Source organism: Pseudarthrobacter sp. MOO14 (genome assembly GCF_058267675.1).
In genome coordinates, this window is record NZ_CM177849.1 from 66062 (window position 1) to 85323 (window position 19262).

General features: G+C 65.6%; 19 protein-coding genes. 9 read left to right on the forward strand and 10 right to left on the reverse strand.

The window, feature by feature from the left end; all coding sequences use genetic code 11:
* Positions 1-95: 95 nt before the first annotated feature.
* From AC4EEV_RS00300 to AC4EEV_RS00310, 3 genes are all read left to right on the forward strand, one after another.
* Positions 96-818 (forward strand): HNH endonuclease family protein, encoded by a 723-nt coding sequence (locus tag AC4EEV_RS00300; RefSeq protein WP_109044679.1) that lies wholly within the window; start codon positions 96-98, stop codon positions 816-818.
* A gap of 138 nt (positions 819-956) precedes the next feature.
* A complete protein-coding gene (locus AC4EEV_RS00305; protein WP_491329892.1) occupies positions 957-1400 on the forward strand; it encodes a hypothetical protein in 444 nt (147 codons plus the stop codon).
* Positions 1397-1705 carry a winged helix-turn-helix domain-containing protein gene (locus AC4EEV_RS00310; RefSeq protein WP_491329893.1) on the forward strand — a complete coding sequence of 103 codons (309 nt, stop codon included), beginning with the start codon at positions 1397-1399 and terminating at the stop codon, positions 1703-1705. The genes AC4EEV_RS00305 and AC4EEV_RS00310 overlap by 4 nt, the downstream gene beginning before the upstream one ends.
* A gap of 166 nt (positions 1706-1871) precedes the next feature.
* Here the strand turns inward: AC4EEV_RS00310 and AC4EEV_RS00315 are convergent, their stop codons facing one another.
* Positions 1872-3257, reverse strand: a complete 1386-nt coding sequence (locus AC4EEV_RS00315; RefSeq protein ID WP_491329894.1) for an MBL fold metallo-hydrolase RNA specificity domain-containing protein — start codon at positions 3255-3257, stop codon at positions 1872-1874.
* A 177-nt stretch (positions 3258-3434) separates the two neighbouring features.
* The gene (locus tag AC4EEV_RS00320) at positions 3435-4151 is read right to left on the reverse strand and encodes a FadR/GntR family transcriptional regulator (protein ID WP_109044676.1); all 717 of its coding nucleotides are present in this window, start codon (positions 4149-4151) and stop codon (positions 3435-3437) included.
* Between the two features lie 155 nt (positions 4152-4306).
* On the opposite strand from AC4EEV_RS00320, the gene AC4EEV_RS00325 reads away from it, so the two are divergent.
* Both AC4EEV_RS00325 and AC4EEV_RS00330 read left to right on the forward strand, forming a co-directional pair.
* Entirely contained in the window at positions 4307-5713 is a 1407-nt protein-coding gene (locus tag AC4EEV_RS00325; RefSeq protein WP_491329895.1) for a GntT/GntP/DsdX family permease, read from the forward strand.
* Positions 5710-6324: a gluconokinase gene (locus AC4EEV_RS00330; protein ID WP_043423874.1), complete on the forward strand. Its 615-nt coding sequence runs from the start codon at positions 5710-5712 to the stop codon at positions 6322-6324. Before AC4EEV_RS00325 ends, AC4EEV_RS00330 begins: the two co-directional genes overlap by 4 nt.
* Positions 6325-6501: 177 nt before the next feature.
* On the opposite strand, the gene AC4EEV_RS00335 is transcribed toward AC4EEV_RS00330, so the two are convergent.
* Together AC4EEV_RS00335 and AC4EEV_RS00340 are read right to left on the reverse strand one after the other, a co-directional pair.
* On the reverse strand, positions 6502-7011 hold the full coding sequence (locus tag AC4EEV_RS00335) for a hypothetical protein (RefSeq protein WP_491329896.1): 510 nt from the start codon (positions 7009-7011) through the stop codon (positions 6502-6504).
* A gap of 188 nt (positions 7012-7199) precedes the next feature.
* A complete protein-coding gene (locus AC4EEV_RS00340) occupies positions 7200-7694 on the reverse strand; it encodes a nucleoside kinase (protein WP_491329897.1) in 495 nt (164 codons plus the stop codon).
* Between the two features lie 76 nt (positions 7695-7770).
* Here AC4EEV_RS00340 and AC4EEV_RS00345 point away from each other — a divergent pair, with 76 nt between their 5' ends.
* On the forward strand, positions 7771-8523 hold the full coding sequence (locus AC4EEV_RS00345) for a lytic transglycosylase domain-containing protein (RefSeq protein WP_491330920.1): 753 nt from the start codon (positions 7771-7773) through the stop codon (positions 8521-8523).
* A 73-nt stretch (positions 8524-8596) separates the two neighbouring features.
* The gene (locus AC4EEV_RS00350; RefSeq protein WP_491329898.1) at positions 8597-9133 is read left to right on the forward strand and encodes a GNAT family N-acetyltransferase; all 537 of its coding nucleotides are present in this window, start codon (positions 8597-8599) and stop codon (positions 9131-9133) included.
* A 46-nt stretch (positions 9134-9179) separates the two neighbouring features.
* Here AC4EEV_RS00350 and AC4EEV_RS00355 read toward each other — a convergent pair whose 3' ends face one another.
* From AC4EEV_RS00355 to AC4EEV_RS00380, 6 genes are read right to left on the reverse strand one after another with little or no spacing between them, the layout of a single operon-like run.
* Positions 9180-10952, reverse strand: coding sequence for a glycoside hydrolase family 35 protein (locus AC4EEV_RS00355; RefSeq protein ID WP_491329899.1), 1773 nt, complete (start codon positions 10950-10952; stop codon positions 9180-9182).
* A gap of 10 nt (positions 10953-10962) precedes the next feature.
* Complete coding sequence (locus AC4EEV_RS00360) at positions 10963-11697, reverse strand: DUF624 domain-containing protein (RefSeq protein ID WP_133831484.1); 735 nt, start codon at positions 11695-11697, stop codon at positions 10963-10965.
* On the reverse strand, positions 11694-12629 hold the full coding sequence (locus AC4EEV_RS00365) for a carbohydrate ABC transporter permease (RefSeq protein WP_491329900.1): 936 nt from the start codon (positions 12627-12629) through the stop codon (positions 11694-11696). The genes AC4EEV_RS00360 and AC4EEV_RS00365 overlap by 4 nt, the downstream gene beginning before the upstream one ends.
* Positions 12629-13567, reverse strand: coding sequence for a carbohydrate ABC transporter permease (locus AC4EEV_RS00370; RefSeq protein WP_018761190.1), 939 nt, complete (start codon positions 13565-13567; stop codon positions 12629-12631). The genes AC4EEV_RS00365 and AC4EEV_RS00370 overlap by 1 nt, the downstream gene beginning before the upstream one ends.
* Positions 13568-13576: 9 nt before the next feature.
* A complete protein-coding gene (locus AC4EEV_RS00375) occupies positions 13577-14857 on the reverse strand; it encodes an ABC transporter substrate-binding protein (protein ID WP_133831486.1) in 1281 nt (426 codons plus the stop codon).
* A gap of 44 nt (positions 14858-14901) precedes the next feature.
* Entirely contained in the window at positions 14902-15915 is a 1014-nt protein-coding gene (locus AC4EEV_RS00380) for a hydroxyacid dehydrogenase (protein WP_285318200.1), read from the reverse strand.
* A 160-nt stretch (positions 15916-16075) separates the two neighbouring features.
* Between AC4EEV_RS00380 and AC4EEV_RS00385 the strand changes: the two genes are divergently transcribed.
* Both AC4EEV_RS00385 and AC4EEV_RS00390 read left to right on the forward strand, forming a co-directional pair.
* Positions 16076-18085 (forward strand): heparinase, encoded by a 2010-nt coding sequence (locus tag AC4EEV_RS00385; protein WP_491329901.1) that lies wholly within the window; start codon positions 16076-16078, stop codon positions 18083-18085.
* Positions 18082-19227 (forward strand): LacI family DNA-binding transcriptional regulator, encoded by a 1146-nt coding sequence (locus AC4EEV_RS00390; RefSeq protein ID WP_491329902.1) that lies wholly within the window; start codon positions 18082-18084, stop codon positions 19225-19227. Before AC4EEV_RS00385 ends, AC4EEV_RS00390 begins: the two co-directional genes overlap by 4 nt.
* The last annotated feature ends 35 nt before the right edge of the window (positions 19228-19262 follow it).

The following is a 19262-nucleotide window of genomic DNA, read 5'->3' on the forward strand; positions in this document are numbered from 1 at the left end:
GGTCCGACGAGTGTGGCAGGCACCACGGGCGCCGTTGCGCGCGGCAGCGGTGGTTCGAAGCTAGCGTGGAATGACCCCCAGCGATCCAGAGGACCATGAAAACCGCCCTTCTGCCTTCCAAAGCCCTAACGGCCGCCGTTGTCTTGCTGCTGGGTGGGTCATTAGCAGGATGTGACGCCACAGCCCACGCCTTCGACGACGGCCAGCCTGGCCCAGGCATCGCCTCAGGAGCAACTGTGCATGCCGAAGCTTCCGTTGACGCCGCGAGAGCTCTCGCCCAACTGGAAACCATCCAAGTAAAAGGTCGGGCGCCCAAGACCGGCTATACCCGCGATGAGTTCGGGCCGGCGTGGGCGGACGTCGACCACAACGGTTGTGATACCCGCAATGACATTCTTGGGCGTGATCTCCTGGACAAGACTTTCAAGCCCGGCACCAATGGCTGTGTCGTTGCCAGCGGCACCTTGGCCGACAAGTACACCGGCTCGAGGATCGGCTTCGTCCGCGGCCAGGACACGAGTTCCAGGGTCCAGATCGACCATATCGTTCCACTCAGTGATGCATGGCAGAAAGGTGCACAGCAGCTCAGTGAAGAGCGGCGCAAGGAATTCGCCAACGACCCGCTTAACCTCATGGCTGCGGACGGACCGACCAACGCCGCCAAGGGTGACAGCGACGCGGCAACGTGGCTGCCGCCGAACAAAGCCTTCCGTTGCGACTACGTCGCCCGCCAGACTACCGTCAAGGCCAAGTACAGCCTCTGGGTCACTCCGGCCGAGCATGATTCCATCGCCCGCACCCTTAAGGACTGCAATTAGAGGAGGTGCCTGCGTCGCCCGTCCTCTGATTCCTGGTTAGAGCCCGCATATGAGCTGCGAACGCCCAATGGAAAGTAGTTGCCAATTTGGAAACTACTTGTTTAGATGGACAGACATTCAACTGAGCGAGGAGTTTCCGTGACAAACCATCCAACCCCGGAGCAAGCCCGTGAGCAGCTCTCTGCCGTCCAGGCCCGCAGCATCACCTCAGAGCGGGACCGTTCGGTCCACGCCCTGGCAACGGCTGTGTTCGGTGCTACCACGGCCTTTTACATGGCGAGTCAGAATATCCTCGCCGGCGGCATGGCCCATGCCGTGAAGACCGTTGCCTTCATTGCCTTGTGGCTGCTCGTTGCCTGGTGGATCGAACGGGCAGCGAAAACGGTCCCTCGAAGGGCGAGATTGTGGTCAAGGACAGGCATTGCAGGATCCTTCGTCCTGTCGTTGATCGCCGTTCTGCCTTGGCTCAACCATGCGTCCCAATCCGCCGACAACACGTGGCCCATGGTCGCTCTGGGCGCCGCCCTCGCCGCCGCCCCAGCCTTGGTGGCCGCTGCAGCTATCCGTTGGATCTCCAGGTGAGCAGTGCCGGCCACCATGCCCGGCACAGGCTGGATGAGCACATTCACGCACCCGTCCGGTTCAGTATCGTTGCCGCCTTGGCGCAGGTCGACGAAGCCGAGTTCGCCCACGTCCGCGACACGATCGAGGTGACGGCCCCGGTGCTCTCCAAGCAGGCTGCCCAACTCGAAGCTGTCGGCTACATCAAAATCCGAAAAGGCTACGTCGGAAAACGCCCGCGGACCTGGCTCTCCCTCACGCCTGCCGGGCGGACTGCCTACCAGCACCACCTCGAAGCGCTCCGGTCCATCGCCGCCGGACTGTAGAGGCGCCTGCCTGGTACGCGGCAGTGCGGGACGGTCAAGCAGGCACCGGAGAATCGAACGCCGAGGCCAACCGGCCGCCGGCCCCCAAAACGAATGAGTATGTGGAGTGGCCGGCTGCGCGTCTGTCACTGAGCTAACCAGCACGGCGGACGTGGCAGGCCGGGTGTCAGCGGGGGTTTTCGATCGAAACAGTCTCCTGGTGTTCAGGAACGCGGACTTTCCAGCCAAGTTGACGCTTGATTCGGACACGGAGAGCGTCAGCGGCGTCCGGCTCCCCGTGCGTGATGTAGGTCATGTCTGGTGCCTGTGGGGCTGCCTGCATCCATTGGAGCAATTCATTGGAGTCCGCGTGCGCGGAGAGGCCTTCCATCTGGATGACTTCTGCTTCGATGTGGACATCCTGCCCGTAGATTCGGAGGTGTTTTCCACCTGCGGCGAGTGCTGCGCCGCGCGTGCCTCCGGCCTGGTATCCGCTAAGGATGATGGCATTGCGCTTGTCTGGGCCGTAGGCAGCGAGGTGGTGCAGGATCCGGCCGCCCGTGAGCATGCCGCTGGCGGAGATGATGATCATGGGTCCGCCGCGGGGGTTGAGCAGTTTCGATTCGTCCGCGCTGCGGATGGGCTTCGCGACCCTGTACATGGCTTCAAAGTCGTGCTGTGCCAGCCTGTGTTCCTCGCGGTGGCGCTGATACATACCGGAGGCGTCGATCGCCATCGGGCTGTTGAGGTATACGGGGATGGCGGGAATCGCATGCCGGGCCAGGAGGCGGGAGAGGTACAGCAGGACGGTCTCGGCCCGGCCGACGGCGAACGCGGCGATCATGATGACTCCATGTCGCTTGGCCACGCGGCTGATGATTTCGCCGAGTTCAGCTTCCGGGTTTCCTCCTGGGTGTGTCCGGTTGCCGTAGGTGGATTCGGTGACAAGGACGTTAGTGGTCCCAAGGCCTCGAGGCGGGTACATCAGGGGGTCGTTCCTGCGTCCCAGATCGCCGGTGAAATGCACGGTGTGGCCTGCGAGTGCGAGGTGTACCTGCGCTGCCCCAAGGATATGCCCGGCCGGAAGGAATGTTGCCTCGATGCCCCCTGGCAGCAGGAAAGGGGAGTCGAAGGTCCGGGTTTGAAAACTGTCCAGCGACCGGACGGCGTCTTCAGCGGTATAGAGGGGCATGGGCGGATGGTGCGTTGACGATTCGGTGCGGTCCGCATACCGGGCTTCCTCCTCCTGGAGATAACCGCTGTCCGGGAGCAGGAGGGAACACAGTTCCGCGGTACCGGGTGTCGAGTAAACAGGACCGCGAAAGCCATCGCGTACCAAGGCGGGGATGTACCCGCTGTGATCCAAATGGGCATGGGTGAGGACCACCGCATCGACACTCGCCGGGCTGACCTGCAACGGAGTGCGGTTTCGATCACGGAGGACCTTATAGCCTTGGAAAAGTCCGCACTCAACAAGGATCCGGTGATTTTGCGAACGGACCAAGTATCGGGAACCTGTCACCGTGTCCGTAGCGCCCAGGAACTGCAGCGCTGGTGGATGTTGCCCGCTCATACGTGCTCCTGATCCGCCTGGCTGGGTGACTCAACCATGCGCTCGACTCGTTGGCCGTAAAGGGCCACGCAGGGCCCGCCGTCCTTTCAGTAGATACCTGACCTGTGGGCGCCGACAGGGCCTAACGCCCCTGCCTCCGGGGAGGGAATCCTGGGTTCACGCCTGCACTCCGGATCCCTATCCCAAAATTGCATCCATTTCCCGGCCCGCGATGTCCACGATGCGTTGCATGGCCGCATGTGCCGCCGCGGGTTCGCTGGCGACAACGGCCCGTGCGACTTCGAGGTGCAGGCGCAGCGGCTCTGGTTCGGGCCGGTCGGGCATCAGCCCGTGGTGGGTCCGGCCGGTCAGGACCTCTCCGATCGCCGATTCCAGGTTGAGCAGCATCTCGTTGCCGGACGCTTTGAGGATCAACGCGTGGAATTGGATGTCCAGGGGAAGAAAGGCTTCGAGGTCGCCGGCTTCGGCCGTGACTTCAAGTCCTGCCGCGAGTTCAAGCAGCAGGCGGCCGTCCTCCGCCGCTATCCGCGTGGCAGCGAGTTTTGCGGCCAGCGGTTCGACGGCGGAGCGGAGCTCAGTCAGTGACCGAAGCTGGGCTGCCCTGCCTGAACCATTCAGCCGCCACCTGACCACGAGCGGATCGAAAACGTTCCATTCGGATTGGGGGCGGATGGATACGCCCACGCTGCGGCGGGAGGTCACCATTCCCAGCGTTTCCAGGACGCGCAGGCCTTCGCGGAGCACGGATCGCGTGACGTCGTACTGCTGCTCCATGTCTTCGGAGCGGAGCACCAATCCGGTGGCCAGCTTGCCGGACGTAATGTCACTCCCGAGCCGCTCGACGATCGCAGAATGCCTGCTGACGTGCCGGGCGGTCCCTGGTTGATCAGTCATCGCAGCGTCCCCCTTTGGGCCGGAGGCACGTCAATTTGCTGGCAGCGCCGCCGGGTTCCATAAATCGTATTTAGTGTGTACGGTGATCCACAGCATATTTGGCGGTCCGGTCAAAAACAAACAGATCCCGGTTCCGCCCCAACCCAAGGAAACCCATGACACCCCTCCTCCTTCCTGCGGCAGCGCAGCCCTGGAACGGCCACGACACCCAACTCGTGGTGGTCGCCGCGATCGGCATCGCCCTCATCGTGCTGCTGATCGTCAAATTCAAGCTTCATCCCTTCCTGTCACTGGTGCTCGGCTCGGCCTTTGTCGGGCTGGCGTCAGGCGTCGGCTTGGACAAGGTCATCAGCAACTTCGAAGACGGCGTGGGCAACACCCTGAAGGAAGTGGGCCTGCTGATTGCCCTGGGCGCGATGCTGGGCAAACTGCTTGCCGATTCCGGCGGGGCAAACCGCGTGGTGGACACCTTGCTTGGCAAGGTCTCCCCGAAGCTCCTGCCGTGGGCCATGGCCCTGGTGGCGGTGATCATCGGTCTGCCGATGTTCTTCGAGATCGGCCTGGTCCTCCTGTTGCCGGTCATCGTGCTGGTCGCCCAGCGGTCCGGCGGAAAGCTGATGCGCGTCGCCATTCCAGCCCTTGCCGGCCTTTCCGTGCTCCACGGACTGGTCCCGCCGCACCCCGGCCCCCTGGTTGCCATTTCCAGCCTGAACGCCCCGCTCGGCATCACACTTGCCCTCGGCCTCCTGATCGCCATCCCCACCGTCATTATCTGCGGACCGCTTTTCGCGATCTACGCCGCCCGCTGGGTCCCCGTCGACGCACCGAAGCTGGCCGGCGGTATCGACACCGAACACACGCAGGCGGACCCGGACGCCAAACGCCAGCCGTCCTTCCTCGTCACCCTGCTGACCATCGTCTTCCCTGTTGTGCTCATGCTCCTCAAGGCCATCGTTGACATCATTTCCCCGGACGCCAAGAACCCCAGCGCGGCACGCGTGTTCTTCGACTTCATCGGTGAACCGCTCGTCGCCATGACCCTCGCCGTGCTCCTGGCCCTGGTGACCTTCGGCTACGCCGTCGGCTTCTCCGGCAACAAGATCGGCGGCAAGATCGGTGCCTCCGTGGGACCGATCGCCGCGGTGATCCTCATCGTCGGCGCCGGCGGCGGGTTCAAGCAGACACTGATCGGCGCCGGCGTCGGAGACGCCGTCGCGAAATGGGCCACCGGCGCGAACATCTCGGTGCTGGTCCTCGGGTTCCTCATCGCCGTGGCCATGCGGCTGGCCACGGGTTCGGCCACGGTGGCAACCGTCACGGCGGCCGGCATCGTCGCCCCATTGGCCACGTCCCTTTCCCCGGCGCACGCAGGCCTGTTGGCACTCGCGGTGGGTGCAGGATCGCTGTTCCTCTCCCACGTCAACGACGCCGGATTCTGGCTGGTCAAGGAACTCTTCGGCCTGACCGTGGGCCAGACCTTCAAGACCTGGTCAGTGATGGAGACGCTGATCTCGCTCGTCGGCTTCGGCCTGGTGATGCTTCTTTCCGTGGTGATTCCATGACGCAGGATCCAGTGCCCGCACCAGGGCAGGACCAACAGCCCGTCCTCGTCATCATGGGTGTCTCAGGTTCCGGCAAGTCCACGGTGGCAGGCATCCTCGCCGGCCAGCTTGGTTGGGACCTTGAGGAAGGCGACGACCTCCACTCACCGGAAAACATCGAAAAGATGGCGTCCGGCATCCCGCTGACTGATGACGACCGTTGGCCCTGGCTCGACACGATCGCCTCCTGGATCATCGAACACACCATGGCCGGGATACCAGGCATCATTACCTGCTCAGCGTTGAAGAAGATCTACCGTGACCGGCTCCGTGAGAAGAACGTCGTCTTTGTGCATCTGTCTGGCTCCAAGGAACAGATCGCACGGCGCCTGACGAGCCGCATGGACCACTACATGCCGGCCACCCTGCTGGATTCACAGATCGCCACCCTGGAACCTCCGGGACCGGAGGAAAATACCGTCGTCATCGACGTGGGCCGCACTCCCGCAGAGGAAGCAGCCGAAATCGTCCGCCGTCTGGGCCTTTCCCCTGCCGCAGGCTCCTCGGCCCTCGGCCACCCCAGGCCGGGCACGTCATCCGCCGGCACGTCCGCTGCCGGAAGCGACGGCTAGGGCTACCTCAGGAGTGGCCACAAAATGCAGCGCGCCAATGGCGCGCTGCATTTTTCTTTGCCCGGAATCGATCCGCCGCATTTCGGATAGTTTCCTATCGCGTTCTCGGGGTACATCTTCACGCCGCATCTCGTGATGGTGCACCTGTTGAAGGCCCGGGTGTTTCAGTGCTCCCGGTCAGCAGTCGTCGACAATCTTGCCGAGGACACCGCCGATGGCGCCGCCGACGGCCGCGCCGCCCGGCCCCCCGAAGTATCCTCCGATGATGGCTCCCGCCCCGGCCAGGGTCCCTTGCCAGTTGCCGCCTGATTTCTTGTAGACGACTGTGGTCTGTCCACCGGAACTGGTTGGCACGTAGGAGCCCATGGCGCCGGATGCATAGGACAGCGCCACGGGGGTGGCGTTGCCGCGGACCAGGAGCTCTTCGTACGCCTTCTTGACCTCGGTGTGGGCCGCGGCAGCGTCGTGTTTGCCGCCCGTGACGGCGTATCCCAGTTCGCAGATGCGCGTCAGCACGGGCAGCTCCGATTCGGTGACGAACTGAAGCTCAAGGAGTTTGTTGAGGACGATCTTGTCGGCCTTGAGACGGTCGCCGCCTGCCTCGGCCATGATCCTCTTGACTTCCCTCCCCGCGGCGCTTTGCATCTCGCTGACGCCGATCCCAAGGAGAGGTTCGAAAGTGGCCATTGGAACGCCTTTCTGCTGGATGGTGTGTACGCGGGCACCCGCGTTCTCGCAGTTTGCTCCCGCCGCGCGCTCGATGGAAGACCGCACTTAAAGTCCCTGGCGCCGGACCAGGGTGACTTCCCGGCGGGCACCGCGGTCCGGGACCGGCCGCCTCAAGGGGCCGCCCTGGACTGGCACCGCGGGGAGGTTCAGGCTCTGCCCGTCGCCTGGACCTGCCGCAGGATCTCGTCCACCACGTCATGGAGCGGCGCGGTGGCGTCGATGGCGATGCCGCCAGGCGGGATGTCCTCCCGTGTCCTGTGCAGCTGCTCAATCAGTGCCCGCTCCGCCGGCCGCCCACCCCATTCCTCATCGGGGCGCCCGTCAAGCCGCCGTTTCAGCGTCTCCAGGTCCACCTCCAAGACGAAGACGCCGTCAAACAGGTGGATGAACTTTCCGAGGTTTCTTGAACCGCCGCAGAAAAAGGTCACCGCGTCACTCCGGTCCGAGGCGAGGGCTTCCACGTCGCCCACCCGCCAGAGATGGTGATGATGCGCAGCGGCGCCGCTGATGCCCGCCTGTGGTTCGCCGGTTTCCGGATCACCCTGGTAGGCCAGCTCCCGGTCGCCATTGATGGCCTGGAAGCCGCGCCGCCGCAACTCGTTGCATACGGCGGTCTTTCCGGTCCCTGAACCACCTTCCACCAGGTAATTCCTTCTGCCCATGCCTGATGGTACCCAGCCGTCAACCGGCTGCGGCCGGAAATGGTTTGATTGGTCAGTGCTCCGTTTCAAACGCTACCTGGTTCTCTGCCTCTTCCTGGTGGGCGTTATGACCGCGTTCTCGTTCTGGGCCATCGGGCAGCCGGGCGCGGACGCACACGGGGCCTTTTCGCCGCCGCCCCGGGCGGCCGTAAAGATGGATGCGTTGTCCGCCGGCATGACGACGGCGGTGAAGGTGACCAGGACCCCGGACGGTGGGTGGCTCGCGCAGGCGGCCGCGCAGACCGGGGTCCCCGCGACCGTGCTGCGCGTGTATGTTGCCGCAGCTGCTGCTGCCAACGATTCCAATCCTGGCTGCGGGATCGGCTGGAACACGGTGGCGGCCGTGGGCTTCGTCGAATCGGCGCACGGAACTTACGGCGGCGGGAGCCTGGACAAGGACGGTCACGCAACGGGCCCCATTGTGGGCCCAAGCCTCAACGGCGCCGGCTTCGCCGCCGTCCCTGACACGGACGGCGGTGCCCTGGATGGTGACGCCCGCTGGGACCATGCCGTTGGACCGATGCAGTTCATCCCTTCCACCTGGAAGATGGCGGGCCTGGACGGAAACGGCGACGGCGTGGCGGATCCGTTCAACCTGGACGACGCCGCCCTCACCGCGGCGACGTACCTGTGCGGCCACGGCCGCGACCTGACCACAGCGCAGGGGTGGACTAATGCCATCTACTCGTACAACCAGTCAGATGCCTACATCCGGCAGGTGCGCGCCCAGGCCACTGCCTATGCCGCGAAGACGGGCACGGCCGAGTAGCACAGAATGAAGGGCGTGGTTAGACACCTGCCAGGGCAATCCGCCACACCCGCACGGCAGGTAGTCTGGGCGCGTGGACTTCTCCTGCGAACTCGCCAACGGCATCGTGCTCCGTCCCGTCCACCTGTCTGACGCCGCGCCGCTGGCCGCCGCGTTCCAGGCCAACCGCGCTTACCTCGCACCCTGGGAACCGGTCAGGCCCGAGGAGTTCTACACGGTCCAGGGCCAGCATGACGTCCTCACCCGGCGGCTGAAGGACCTCGACGACGGCACCGCACTCCCGATGGTCCTCGTGGCGGACAACGCAGTGGTCGGCTTGCTGACCCTGAGCTCGATCGTCCGCGGCGCCTTCCAAAACGCGCACGTGGGTTACTGGACCGCACAGGACGCCCAAGGGGGAGGGCTCATGACGTCGGCGCTGGCCGCGGCGATGATCATTGCCAAGGCCCAACTCGGCCTGCACCGCCTCGAGGCGGCCACGCTCCTGCACAACACGGCATCGCAACGGGTGCTGGAGAAGAACGGCTTCGAGGCGTACGGCACCGCCCGGGCCTACCTGCGGATCGCCGGCCAGTGGCAGGACCACCGCATGTACCAGCGCATCCTTTAAGAGCGCCGGACCGCGGCAGCCGCTGCCGCTACGAGACGCGGGGAGCCTACTTTTCGTCCGGCCCAAGGTCCGGGCCGGACACGAACTGCGCTGCGCGGGTGGCGCTGCCCTGCAGTTCGAGAATGGCGAGTTCGTTGCTGCCGGCCCGGATCAGGGGCCCTGGCACGTAGAGAGTGCGCTGCGGCCCGCGGCTCCAGTAACGGCCCAGGTTGAAGCCGTTGATGAAGGCGTTGCCCTTGGTCCATCCGTCCAGCCGCAAATACCGGTCGCCGGGAGCGTCGGCCGTGAAGGTGGCGAAGGAGACGGAAGGTCCGGCCACGCCGCCGGAGCCGTGCGGCGCACTGCCCCCGGAACCGGGCAGCGGCACTGCAGCGGCCCGGAACGCCGCAAGGGACGAAAGGTCCACACGCCGGATGGTCCAGTCCGCAAGCTCAACGCCATTCAGCAGCGCCGGCCCGATCAGGCCCTTGGCTTCGCCGATCCGTGGCCCGTAGTTGACCCGGCCCTGGTCTTCGACCAGGATCTGCAGTTTCCCACCTGACGGCAGGACGATGGTGCGCTCGCCGAGTTCGCGGGCCAGGACACCCGCCGGGATGCCGTCCAGGAAGAACTGGGCGCGGTCACGCACGTCGCTGAAGGTGAGGACTCCGGCGTCGGGCATGTGCCGTTCGTAGAGGACGAACCCCCGGTACTGGCCGGTGGCCTCGCCCGGTGGCACGGGGCCGGGGACCGCTGCGGCGGGCAGGGCGCCGGCAACGTCCAGCAGCGCGGCGCTCGACCCCACAACCACCGCCGCCTCGGCAGCGGCCGGGCGCCGCGAAGGGACCTCCGGAGGAACGGGGAAATGTTTGGCTATGACCTCGCGGAACGCAAAGTACTTGTCGGTGGGGTATCCGTCCTCGGACAGCGGGGCGTCATAGTCGTAGGAGGTGATGGTGGGTTCGTAGATGCCTTTTTCGTTCGCGCCGTTGGTGAATCCGAAGTTCGTGCCGCCGTGGAACATGTAGATATTCACCGACGCCCCGGCGGACAGCAAGGTGTCCAGCTCGGCGGCGGACGCGGCGGCGTCCGTGGTGTGGTGGTGCGTTCCCCAGGTGTCGAACCAGCCGTTCCAGAACTCTGCACACATGAGCGGGCCGTCCGCCTGCCGTTCCCGCAGGAACGCAAGCCGCTCGGCGGCGCGGGAACCAAAAGTGCCGGTCTTGTGCAGCCCTGGCAGTGAGCCGTCCTCGATCATGGTCCCGAACGGCTGGTCGCAGGTAAAAAGGGGAACGTCCACGCCTGCCCGCCTTGCGACGTCCACCAGGTGTTGCAGGTACGCCTTGTCCGAGCCGTATGCGCCGTACTCGTTCTCGATCTGGAACAGGATGACCGGCCCGCCGCGGGTGGCCTGCCGCTCCGCGACGATGGGCAGCAGGTTCTCCATGAAACCATCCACCGCCGCCAGGTAACGGGGTTCGCTGCTGCGGATACCGATGGAGGGATCGGTGAAAAGCCACGCCGGCAGTCCGCCGTTGTCCCATTCCGCGCAGATATACGGCCCCGGCCGCACGATGGCCCGCATTCCTTCCGCGTCTGCCAGGTCCAGGAACCGGGCAAGGTCCAGGCCGCCGCCGGTCCGGAACACTCCGGGAGCGGGGGAGTGCTCGTTCCACGGCACGTACGTTTCGATGGTGTTCAGGCCCATCAGCCGCGCCTTGCGGATCCGGTCTGCCCAAAGGTCCGGGTGGACGCGGAAGTAGTGGATGGCCCCGGAGAGGATGCGGAACGGCTCCCCGTCCAGCAGGAAGTCGCGGCTGCCGATGGCAAAGGTGTGCACGGAGGGAATCCTAGGAAGTACGCAGGACGGAAGAGTAGGCATAGGCGGCGTTGCTCCAAGCCACAAACAGCAGCGGTGCCGGTGCCAGGGCCACGCCCAGGACCGGTTGCAGCACGGCCGCGGAGGCAATGATCCCCAGCAGCACCAGCATGGCCAGGCTCAGGTACCAGCGCTGGACGGACAGGTAGAGGGACGCCTTGAGCAGGCTTTTCAGCCCGCTGCCGGGAAGGAGTACGACGCCGGCAATCGCCATCACGGCCACGCTCACGGTCATCGCGGCGGCCACCACGATCACGGGCACCAGGAGTGCGGCGGCCGGCATGGACTGCACGATCGCCAGGTCCACGCCAAGGAAGAGCAGTACCGCCACGGCCGCGACTCCGAGCAGGGCCGCCCGACGGAAACCGCGCCGGTAGCCCCGCAGGAAGGAGGCCACCGGCTTGGCCGCGGCGCCGTCGTCGCGCAATGCCTGGAAGGAGGCGAAGAGTCCGGCGAGCGACGGCGCAACGGTGACGCACAGCGCCAGGAAGAAAGGCCATGCCGCGGCCGGATCCGCCACCAGGGCAAGGCACAGCACCAGCGGGGCGTTGGCGAGCGCCACGAGCACATTACCGGCCAGGAAGGTGTAGATGAAGCCGAAAATGCTGCCGAACGCGTCGAACCCGGGGCTGGGGATGCGCCCCGCTAGGCCGCGCCGCGGGGGCCCACCCGGCCGGGACGTGTGGTCCTGCGCCACGGAGGTCATCCCTTCATCCCGCTCGTGGCGATGCCCTGGATGAAGTACCGCTGCCCGATGAGGAAGATGGCCAGGATGGGGATCACCGAGATGACGGACCCGGTCATGACCATGGCGTACTCGGCGTCGAACTGGCCCACGAAGGAACGCAGCCCCAGCTGAACGGTCCAGAGCCGGTTGGAGGTGAGGTAGATGAACGGGCCCATGTAGTCGTTCCACGTGTTCACGAACGTCAGCAGTGCCAGGCTGGCCAGCGCCGGCTTGGACAGCGGCAGGATCACCCGGGCCCAGATCCCGTATTCGCTCAAGCCATCGATCCGGGCGGCTTCGCACAGTTCATCAGGGATGGTCATGTAGTACTGCCGCATCAGGAAAACACCGAATGCGCCGAACGCCTGGAGCAGGATCAGGGCGTTGAAGCTGTTGGTCAGGCCCAGGTTCTGCATCATGATGTACTGCGGCACCATGTAGGCCTGCCAGGGCACGGCGATGGTGCCGATGTAGCAGAGGAACAGGACGTCCCGGCCCGGGAAACGGACCTTGGAGAAGCCGTAGGCTGCCAGCGATCCGGTGAGCACCTGCAGGAAGGTGATGATCACGGCCAGGTACAGCGAGTTCTGCAGGTACCCCATCATGGGGATCCGGGTCCAGATGTCCGTGTAGTTGCTCCACACGAACTCGCTGGGAATCCACTGGATGGGCACCGTGAGGACCTGGTTGTTTTCCTTCAGCGAGGAGGAGACCATCCAGATGAACGGCACCATGAGCGCCACCACCAGCACGGCCAGCACGGCGTAGATGACAAGGTCTGTGGTGCGTTTTTTCTGCTCCCGCGGTGAACGGCGGCGTTCGGTGCGGCGGTCCTCTTCGGCGGTGTTCGGGGGAAGCCCGATTCCCAGGAGCCGGGACTCGGCCTTGAGGTCTTCGGCCATGTTGGTCATCAGCGTTCCCTCCGCTGTTGGATCTTGAACTGCAGGACGGTGACCGTCAGCACGATCAGGAACAGCACGAGCGAGATCGCGGACGAGTAGCCGAACTTCCCCTCGCCGATGCCCTCCTGGTAGATGAGCTGGGACAGGACCGTGGTGGAGCGGCCGGGACCGCCGTTGGTCATCACCACGATGAGGTCGAAGACCTTGAAACTGGAAACCGTCAGCATGACCACCACGAAGAACGTGGTGGGCCGCAGCGACGGAATGGTGACGTTCCAGAACCGCTGCCAGGCGCTGGCGCCGTCAACCTCCGCGGCCTCGTAAAGTTCCGAGGGGATAGCCTGCAGGCCCGCCAGGTACAGCACCATGTAATAGCCCATGTCCCGCCAGACGCTGGTGATGATGACGGCGGGAAGTGCCCAGTCCGAGCTGGAGGTCCAGCCCGGCGCGTTGGCGATACCGATCGCGTGCAGGAACTGGTTGATGGGTCCGTTGTCCGGGCTGAAAAGCATGTTCCAGACGACGGCGACGGCCACCAGGGAGGTGATGTACGGGAAGAAGATGGCCACCCGGAAGAAGCCGATGCCTTTGAGCTTGCGGTTCAGCAGCATGGCCAGCAGCAGGGCCAGGGCCATGGTCAGCGGCACGTGCCCGATCGCGTAGACCACGGTGTTCCGCAGGGCCACCCAGAAGGAGTCGCTGGCCAGCATCCGCTGGAAGTTCGCCAGTCCCACCCATTTGGGGGCACTGAAGGAGGTCCATTCCATGAAGGAAAGGGCGAAGGCGGCCAGCACCGGGATGAGCGTGAAGGCCAGGAATCCCAGGAAGTTCGGCAGGATGAACGTCCAGCCGATCAGGGTGTTGCGCCGCGCCTGTTTCCGGTTGCCCCGGCCGGGAGCCGGGGCTGCAGCGGGCGCGGCGGCCGGGGTGATGGTTTTGGTTGTCATGGCTGCCTGTTACTGGCCCAGGACTTCGCTCTTGACACGCTTGCCCATCTCGGCGATTCCGTCGGCAACCGACTTCTCACCGACCATGATGAGGTCGTGCTCCTGGTTCAGGATCTTGTCCGTGGCCGCGGACTTGTCGCTGACCGGCATCTCCAGGGCGGTGCTGTCCGGCGCGAATGCCTTCTTGGACAGGGCATCGGTGGGCATGCCGTCGAGCTTGAAGTAGGCGTCCGTCACGGCGTCGTCCTGGAGGGCCGGGACCACGCCCACCTTGGAGATGGCCTTGGCTCCTTCTTCGCCGGCGGCCCACTCGATGAACTTCCTGGCCTCGTCGGAGTGGGTGGCGTTCTTGTTCACGGCGAAGGCGGTGGGGGAGCCGAAAGTGGTGGTTTTGCCGTTCGAGTCCTTCTGCGGCATGGGTGCAAGGCCCCAGTTGACGTTGGTCTTGCCGTCCTTCTTGGCCTGCAGCAGGCCGGCGATGTACCAGGTGCCCATGGGCATCATGGCAGCCTGGCCGCTTTCGAACATGGTCCGGTAACTGGTCTTCTGGCTCTTGGCCGTTGCGTAGTCCAGGGAGGCGCCGCTCTTCTGCAGGTCAAGGGCCATGGTGTATTGGTCCTTGAAGTAGCTGTAGTCGCCGCTGTTCTGGTCCTTGCCGTTCTGGGCCGCGGAGATGGCTTCCACCACCGAGCGCCAGATGTGCTGGTAGGTACCGTAGACCTTCTTGCCGTCGGGGGCGGTGCCGCTGAGTTTCTTGGCGATCTCGGCGTACTTGTCCCAGGTCAGGTCCTTCGGGTCGTCGATGCCGGCCGCCTTGAAGAGGTCCTTGTTGTAGTAGAGCAGCCAGAAGTCCTGGCGGTACGGGGCCGCGTAGTACTTGCCGTTGATGTTGAATGCGTCAAGGGTTGCCAGCTTGTCCTTGCCCACGGCGTCCACCACGTTGTTGATTTCCTGGAGCTGGCCGTTGTTCGCGTAGCGGGCATAGTCGATGACGTTCTTCATGGTCAGGACGTCGGTGGTGTCGCCGCCGGCCAGCATGGTGGTGACTTTCTGCGGATAGTCGTCGGCCAGGATGTCAACGGGTTCGATGTGGACGTTGGGGTGGCTGGCTTCGTAGCCGTCGAAGAGGGCCTTGAATTCCGGTGTCCCTGCGTAGTTCCACACGGATACCGTCAACGTGGTCTTGCCGTCCTGGGCCTGCGGTGCCGTACCTGCGGCCCCGGCGCATCCGGACAGGCCGAGACCTGCGGTGACGGCCAGCGCCATGGCGGTGAAAGTCCTGCGCTTCATTGCGTTCTCCTTTGAGGTTTTGGTTGTGTGCGGCGTGAGGTTGTTCAGGCGCTGAGGGAGAGGTCTGCTGAGACCACTTGCGCCGCGAGTTGCTGCCCGGTCAGGTAGCGTTCAAGGTCGTTCAGTGCTGCATCGGACATCCGCCGGGTTTCCGTTCCCAGAGAGCCTGCGATGTGCGGAGTGATCTCCACGTTGGGAAGGTCGTAGAGAATCGAGTCCGCCGGGAGCGGTTCGGGTTCGGTGACATCCAACAAGGCCTGGATCCGGCCCGTGGCGCACTCGGCTTCGAGGGCCTGCGTGTCCACCAGTGAACCCCGCGCGGTGTTGATCAGTGTTGCGTGGTCCTTCATGGCCTGCAGCTCGGCGGACCCGATCATGTGCCGGGTTTCCGGCAGGGCCGGGGCGTGGACCGTGACGATGTCCGAGGACTCCAGCAGCTCCTGCAGGGACACCAGTTTCCCGCCGGCGTCCGCCACGGCCGCGGAGTCCGCATGGGGGTCGCTGACCAGGCAGGTCACGTCCTGCAGCTGCTGGACCAGCCGGACCACCCGGCGGCCGATGCGGGAGAACCCGATCACGCCGATCACCCGGCCGATGTTGCCCAACTCCCCGCGTGACGTGGCGTAGCCCCAGTCCTCGCGGTGGATGCGTGCGTCGTTCGCGAGCACGTGGGCCTTCTTGCCGGCCAGCACGATCGAAGCGAAAGTGAACTCGGCTACCGGGATGGCGTTTGCGTCGGCGCCGTTCGTCACCACGATGCCGCGTTTCCACAGCTCCGGGGTGACGAAGCTGCGAACTGTACCGGCACAATGGAACACCGCACGCAGGTTGGGCATCCGTGCCAGGGCAGGCGCGTCGAGGCGGGGCACCCCCCAGCTGGTCAGCAGGATTTCGACGTCGGCCAGGTGGCCGGTGATCGCCGGGTTGTCCAGGGAATCGGTCCACGGCGCTTTGCCCAGGTCCACCAGGCCCGCCAGCCGGTCGAGCCGCAGGGAATCGAACTGGTCGGCAAAGGTTCCCTGGTTCATTACCAGCAGGGCCTTGGGTTTACGCGACATTCGGGCCTCCTTTCTTCATTGGTTGGAGAGCGGATCGGGCCGCTGTTCATGTCTTGCATCACATCTAACAATCAGTACATACTCATGAACAAGACAGAACAACCAAGATGATCTAGATCACCCTCAAACGATCATGATCGAACAACAGAATCGATTTTTGATGCCTGTTCCGTTAATCCCCGGCGCGGCAACGCCGCCCGGCGCCCCCCTTGCATCGGCGTGGGGGACGCACGCCCGGCCGGATGAGCTGCTGCGCGCCCTCGAGGGCGCGGAGGCCCGCATCACCGTCCGCCCGTCAGGCGATCGAGCCTGGCGCGCTGTGTCCGGAACCAGCCTGGCGGCGCTGCAGCATCAGGCGGTCCTGGAACACGGAACGCCTTGGCCGCAACCGCTGGTTTCCCACTACGCGAGCTACTTCCGTGACGGCAACCGCACCGCCTACGAGGATCTGGTGGCTGCCAGGCAGCAGAGACTCACCCGAGCCGTGGTGATGGCCCTGACCGCTGCCGACCGTGATAAAGCCGACGGGTGGCTTGACGATGTTGTGGACGGCGCCTACCTCCTCTGCGAGCAAAGCTCCTGGTCCTGGGCGGCACACGACGACGTTTTCCGCTGCTCCGGGGACGTGGTTCCGGACCGGGGGCGGCCGTTCCTCGACCTGGGCGCCGGCGAGGTGGCCGCCCAGCTGGCCTGGCTTGACCACGTCCTCGGTGCCCGCCTGGACAGCCGGGCGCCCGGCCTGCGGAAGCGCCTGCGCGAGGAAACCCACCAACGCGTGATCGAGCCCTTCCTGGAACGGCTCGACTGGCACTGGCTGGGCCTGGACGGTGACGTCCACAACTGGAATCCGTGGATCCATTCGAACCTCATCGTCGCGGCGCTGTTCCTGGTGGACGATTCCCGCCTGCAGGCCCGGGTCCTGGCCCGCTGCATCGAGGGGATGGACCGTTTCCTGGCCGCCATTCCGGCGGACGGCGCCATCGACGAAGGTTTTGCCTATTGGTGGAATGGGGCGGGCCGCGCCTTGGAGGGCCTGGCGCTGCTGGAGGAGGCCACCGCGGGCGTCCTCGGTGCCGGCTTGCCGGTGATCCGGGAGCTCGTTGCCTTCCCGCACCGGATGCACATCGGCGGCCCCTGGTTCCTGAACGTAGCGGACGGGCCCGCACGCGCCGCCACGGCCCTTCCGTGGGACATGCTCCACCGCTGGGCAGTGCGCCTGGGGGACGATGACGCGGCACGGCACGCGGCCTCGATGCTCTCCGGGGCGCCGGATGCGGCCGCCGGGTTGGGCCGCGTCCTGCATTCCCTGTTCCGGAGTGCGTCGGCGCCCGGGCGTCCCCAAGGCGTCAATGGCGCCTTCCCGCTGGTGCCGTTCACCTACCTGCCGTCGGTCCAGATCATGGTTGCCCGGGAAACGGCAGGTTCCACCCGCGGCCTCCTCCTCGCCGCCAAGGGCGGCCACAACGGCGAGCACCACAACCACCGCGACGTCGGATCCGTGGTGGTTGCCGTCGACGGCACCCCCTTGCTGGTGGACGCCGGCCAGCCCACGTACACCGCCAAAACGTTTGGTCCGGACCGCTACGATATCCGCGCCATGCAGAGCAACTGGCACAACGTCCCTGCCCCGTTCGGCATGGAGCAGGGAACAGGCAGCGGGTTCGCCGCCGAAGTCCTCGGGTTGCCCACGGCGGAGCAGCCACGACTCCGACTCGCCCTGGGGGCAGCCTACGGGCTGCAGCCGCACCAGTGGATCCGCACGTCCACCCTGGACCGGGTCATGGGCCGGGTCACTATTGCCGACCACTGGGACCTCCCTGCCGGCCCGCACAGTGAAGGCCCGCACGCTCCAGCACCGGATGGAGCGGCGTCCGACGTCGACATCACGTTCCTGGCCTCCGGCACCGTCCGTGTCGGTCCGGCGGGCAGCGCGGAAGTCCACCCGGCCGGTATTCCCGGCACGGACTGCGGAGGCGCCGCGGCAACCGGGCGGGGAGCCGCCTTGCGCTGGGAGCCTGGATCCGCCGTCGTCCTCGTGGATGAATGGCACCTGGAAGACCCGCTGCTGTCCGTCGTCTGGGGACCGAAACTCACCCGCCTGCGCTTCCGCGCGCCAACCCCGTCCGGCGCCCCAGGCGCATTCACCCTCACTGTGGAGGCAACACCATGAGTCCTGAGCCATCCGCCGGAGCGGAAGGAAAATCGTTGTTTTCCCTGCAGCGCCGGGAACGGCTCATGGAGGAGCTGCGCGCCCATGGCGCCATCACCGTCAGGGACATTGCGGCGCGGTTCGGGGTCAGTGAGCTGACCATCCGCCGCGACGTGAACACCCTGGCGGATGAAGGGCTGGTGTCCCGGGTCCACGGCGGTGCCACACTGCCCAGCCCCCTGGACCGCACCGCGGCGGGCCGGCCGGCCAACCACAGCTATTCGATCGGCATGGTGGTCCCGTCGCTGGACTACTACTGGCCGCAGGTGATCAGCGGGGCGCGTGCCGAAGCGGAAGTCCAGAACCTCCGGATCCTGGTCCGCGGCTCCGCCTACGACGCTGCAGACAACCGGCGGCAGGTCCAGGCCCTCCTGGATACCCAGAACATCGACGGACTGATCGTGGCACCGGACATGGGCGGGGAGCACGGGCAGGAGCTGCTGCGGTGGCTTAACGCGCTGCCCATCCCGGTGGTCCTGGCCGAACGCCGCTCGCCGCCCGAGGTTCCGGCGCACCGGCTCGAGTGGGTGGCCACGGACCATGCCTTTGGCGCCGGCATGGCCGTACGGCACCTGTGGCAGGAAGGGCACCGGCGGATCGGCTGCCTGACGGACTCCTCCAGTCCCACCAGCCCGCACGTCGTCCGGGGTTGGCAGCAGGCCCTCACCGCGCTCAAGATTCCAGTCCAGGGAGCCGTCCTCGAAGACTCCGTGAAACAGGTCAACGGTGACCGGGCACAGCACTTCGACCAGGTGCTGGCACTCTGCTCCGCAACCGGTACCACCGCCATCTTGGTGCATTCGGACACCCAGGCGGTCGCATTCGTCCAGCACTGCGTGGACCGTGGACTTGCCGTGCCGGGGGACATCTCTGTGGTGGGATATGACGACGAGGTGGCCTACCTCGGCGAACCCGCCATTTCAGCCGTCCGCCCGCCCAAGCAGTACGTGGGCAAGGTGGCGGTCCAGCTCGTGGCCGCCCGGCTCGCCGAGGGCCGGATGCGGCCTGTGCACCGGGTGGAACTGAATCCCGACCTGATCCTGCGTGATTCATCGGTGGGGGCGCCGCGCGCTGCCACGGGTGCGCTGCTGGACTCGCCGTAATCACGATGCCGCTCCGCGGGCCGCCCACTGCCCGG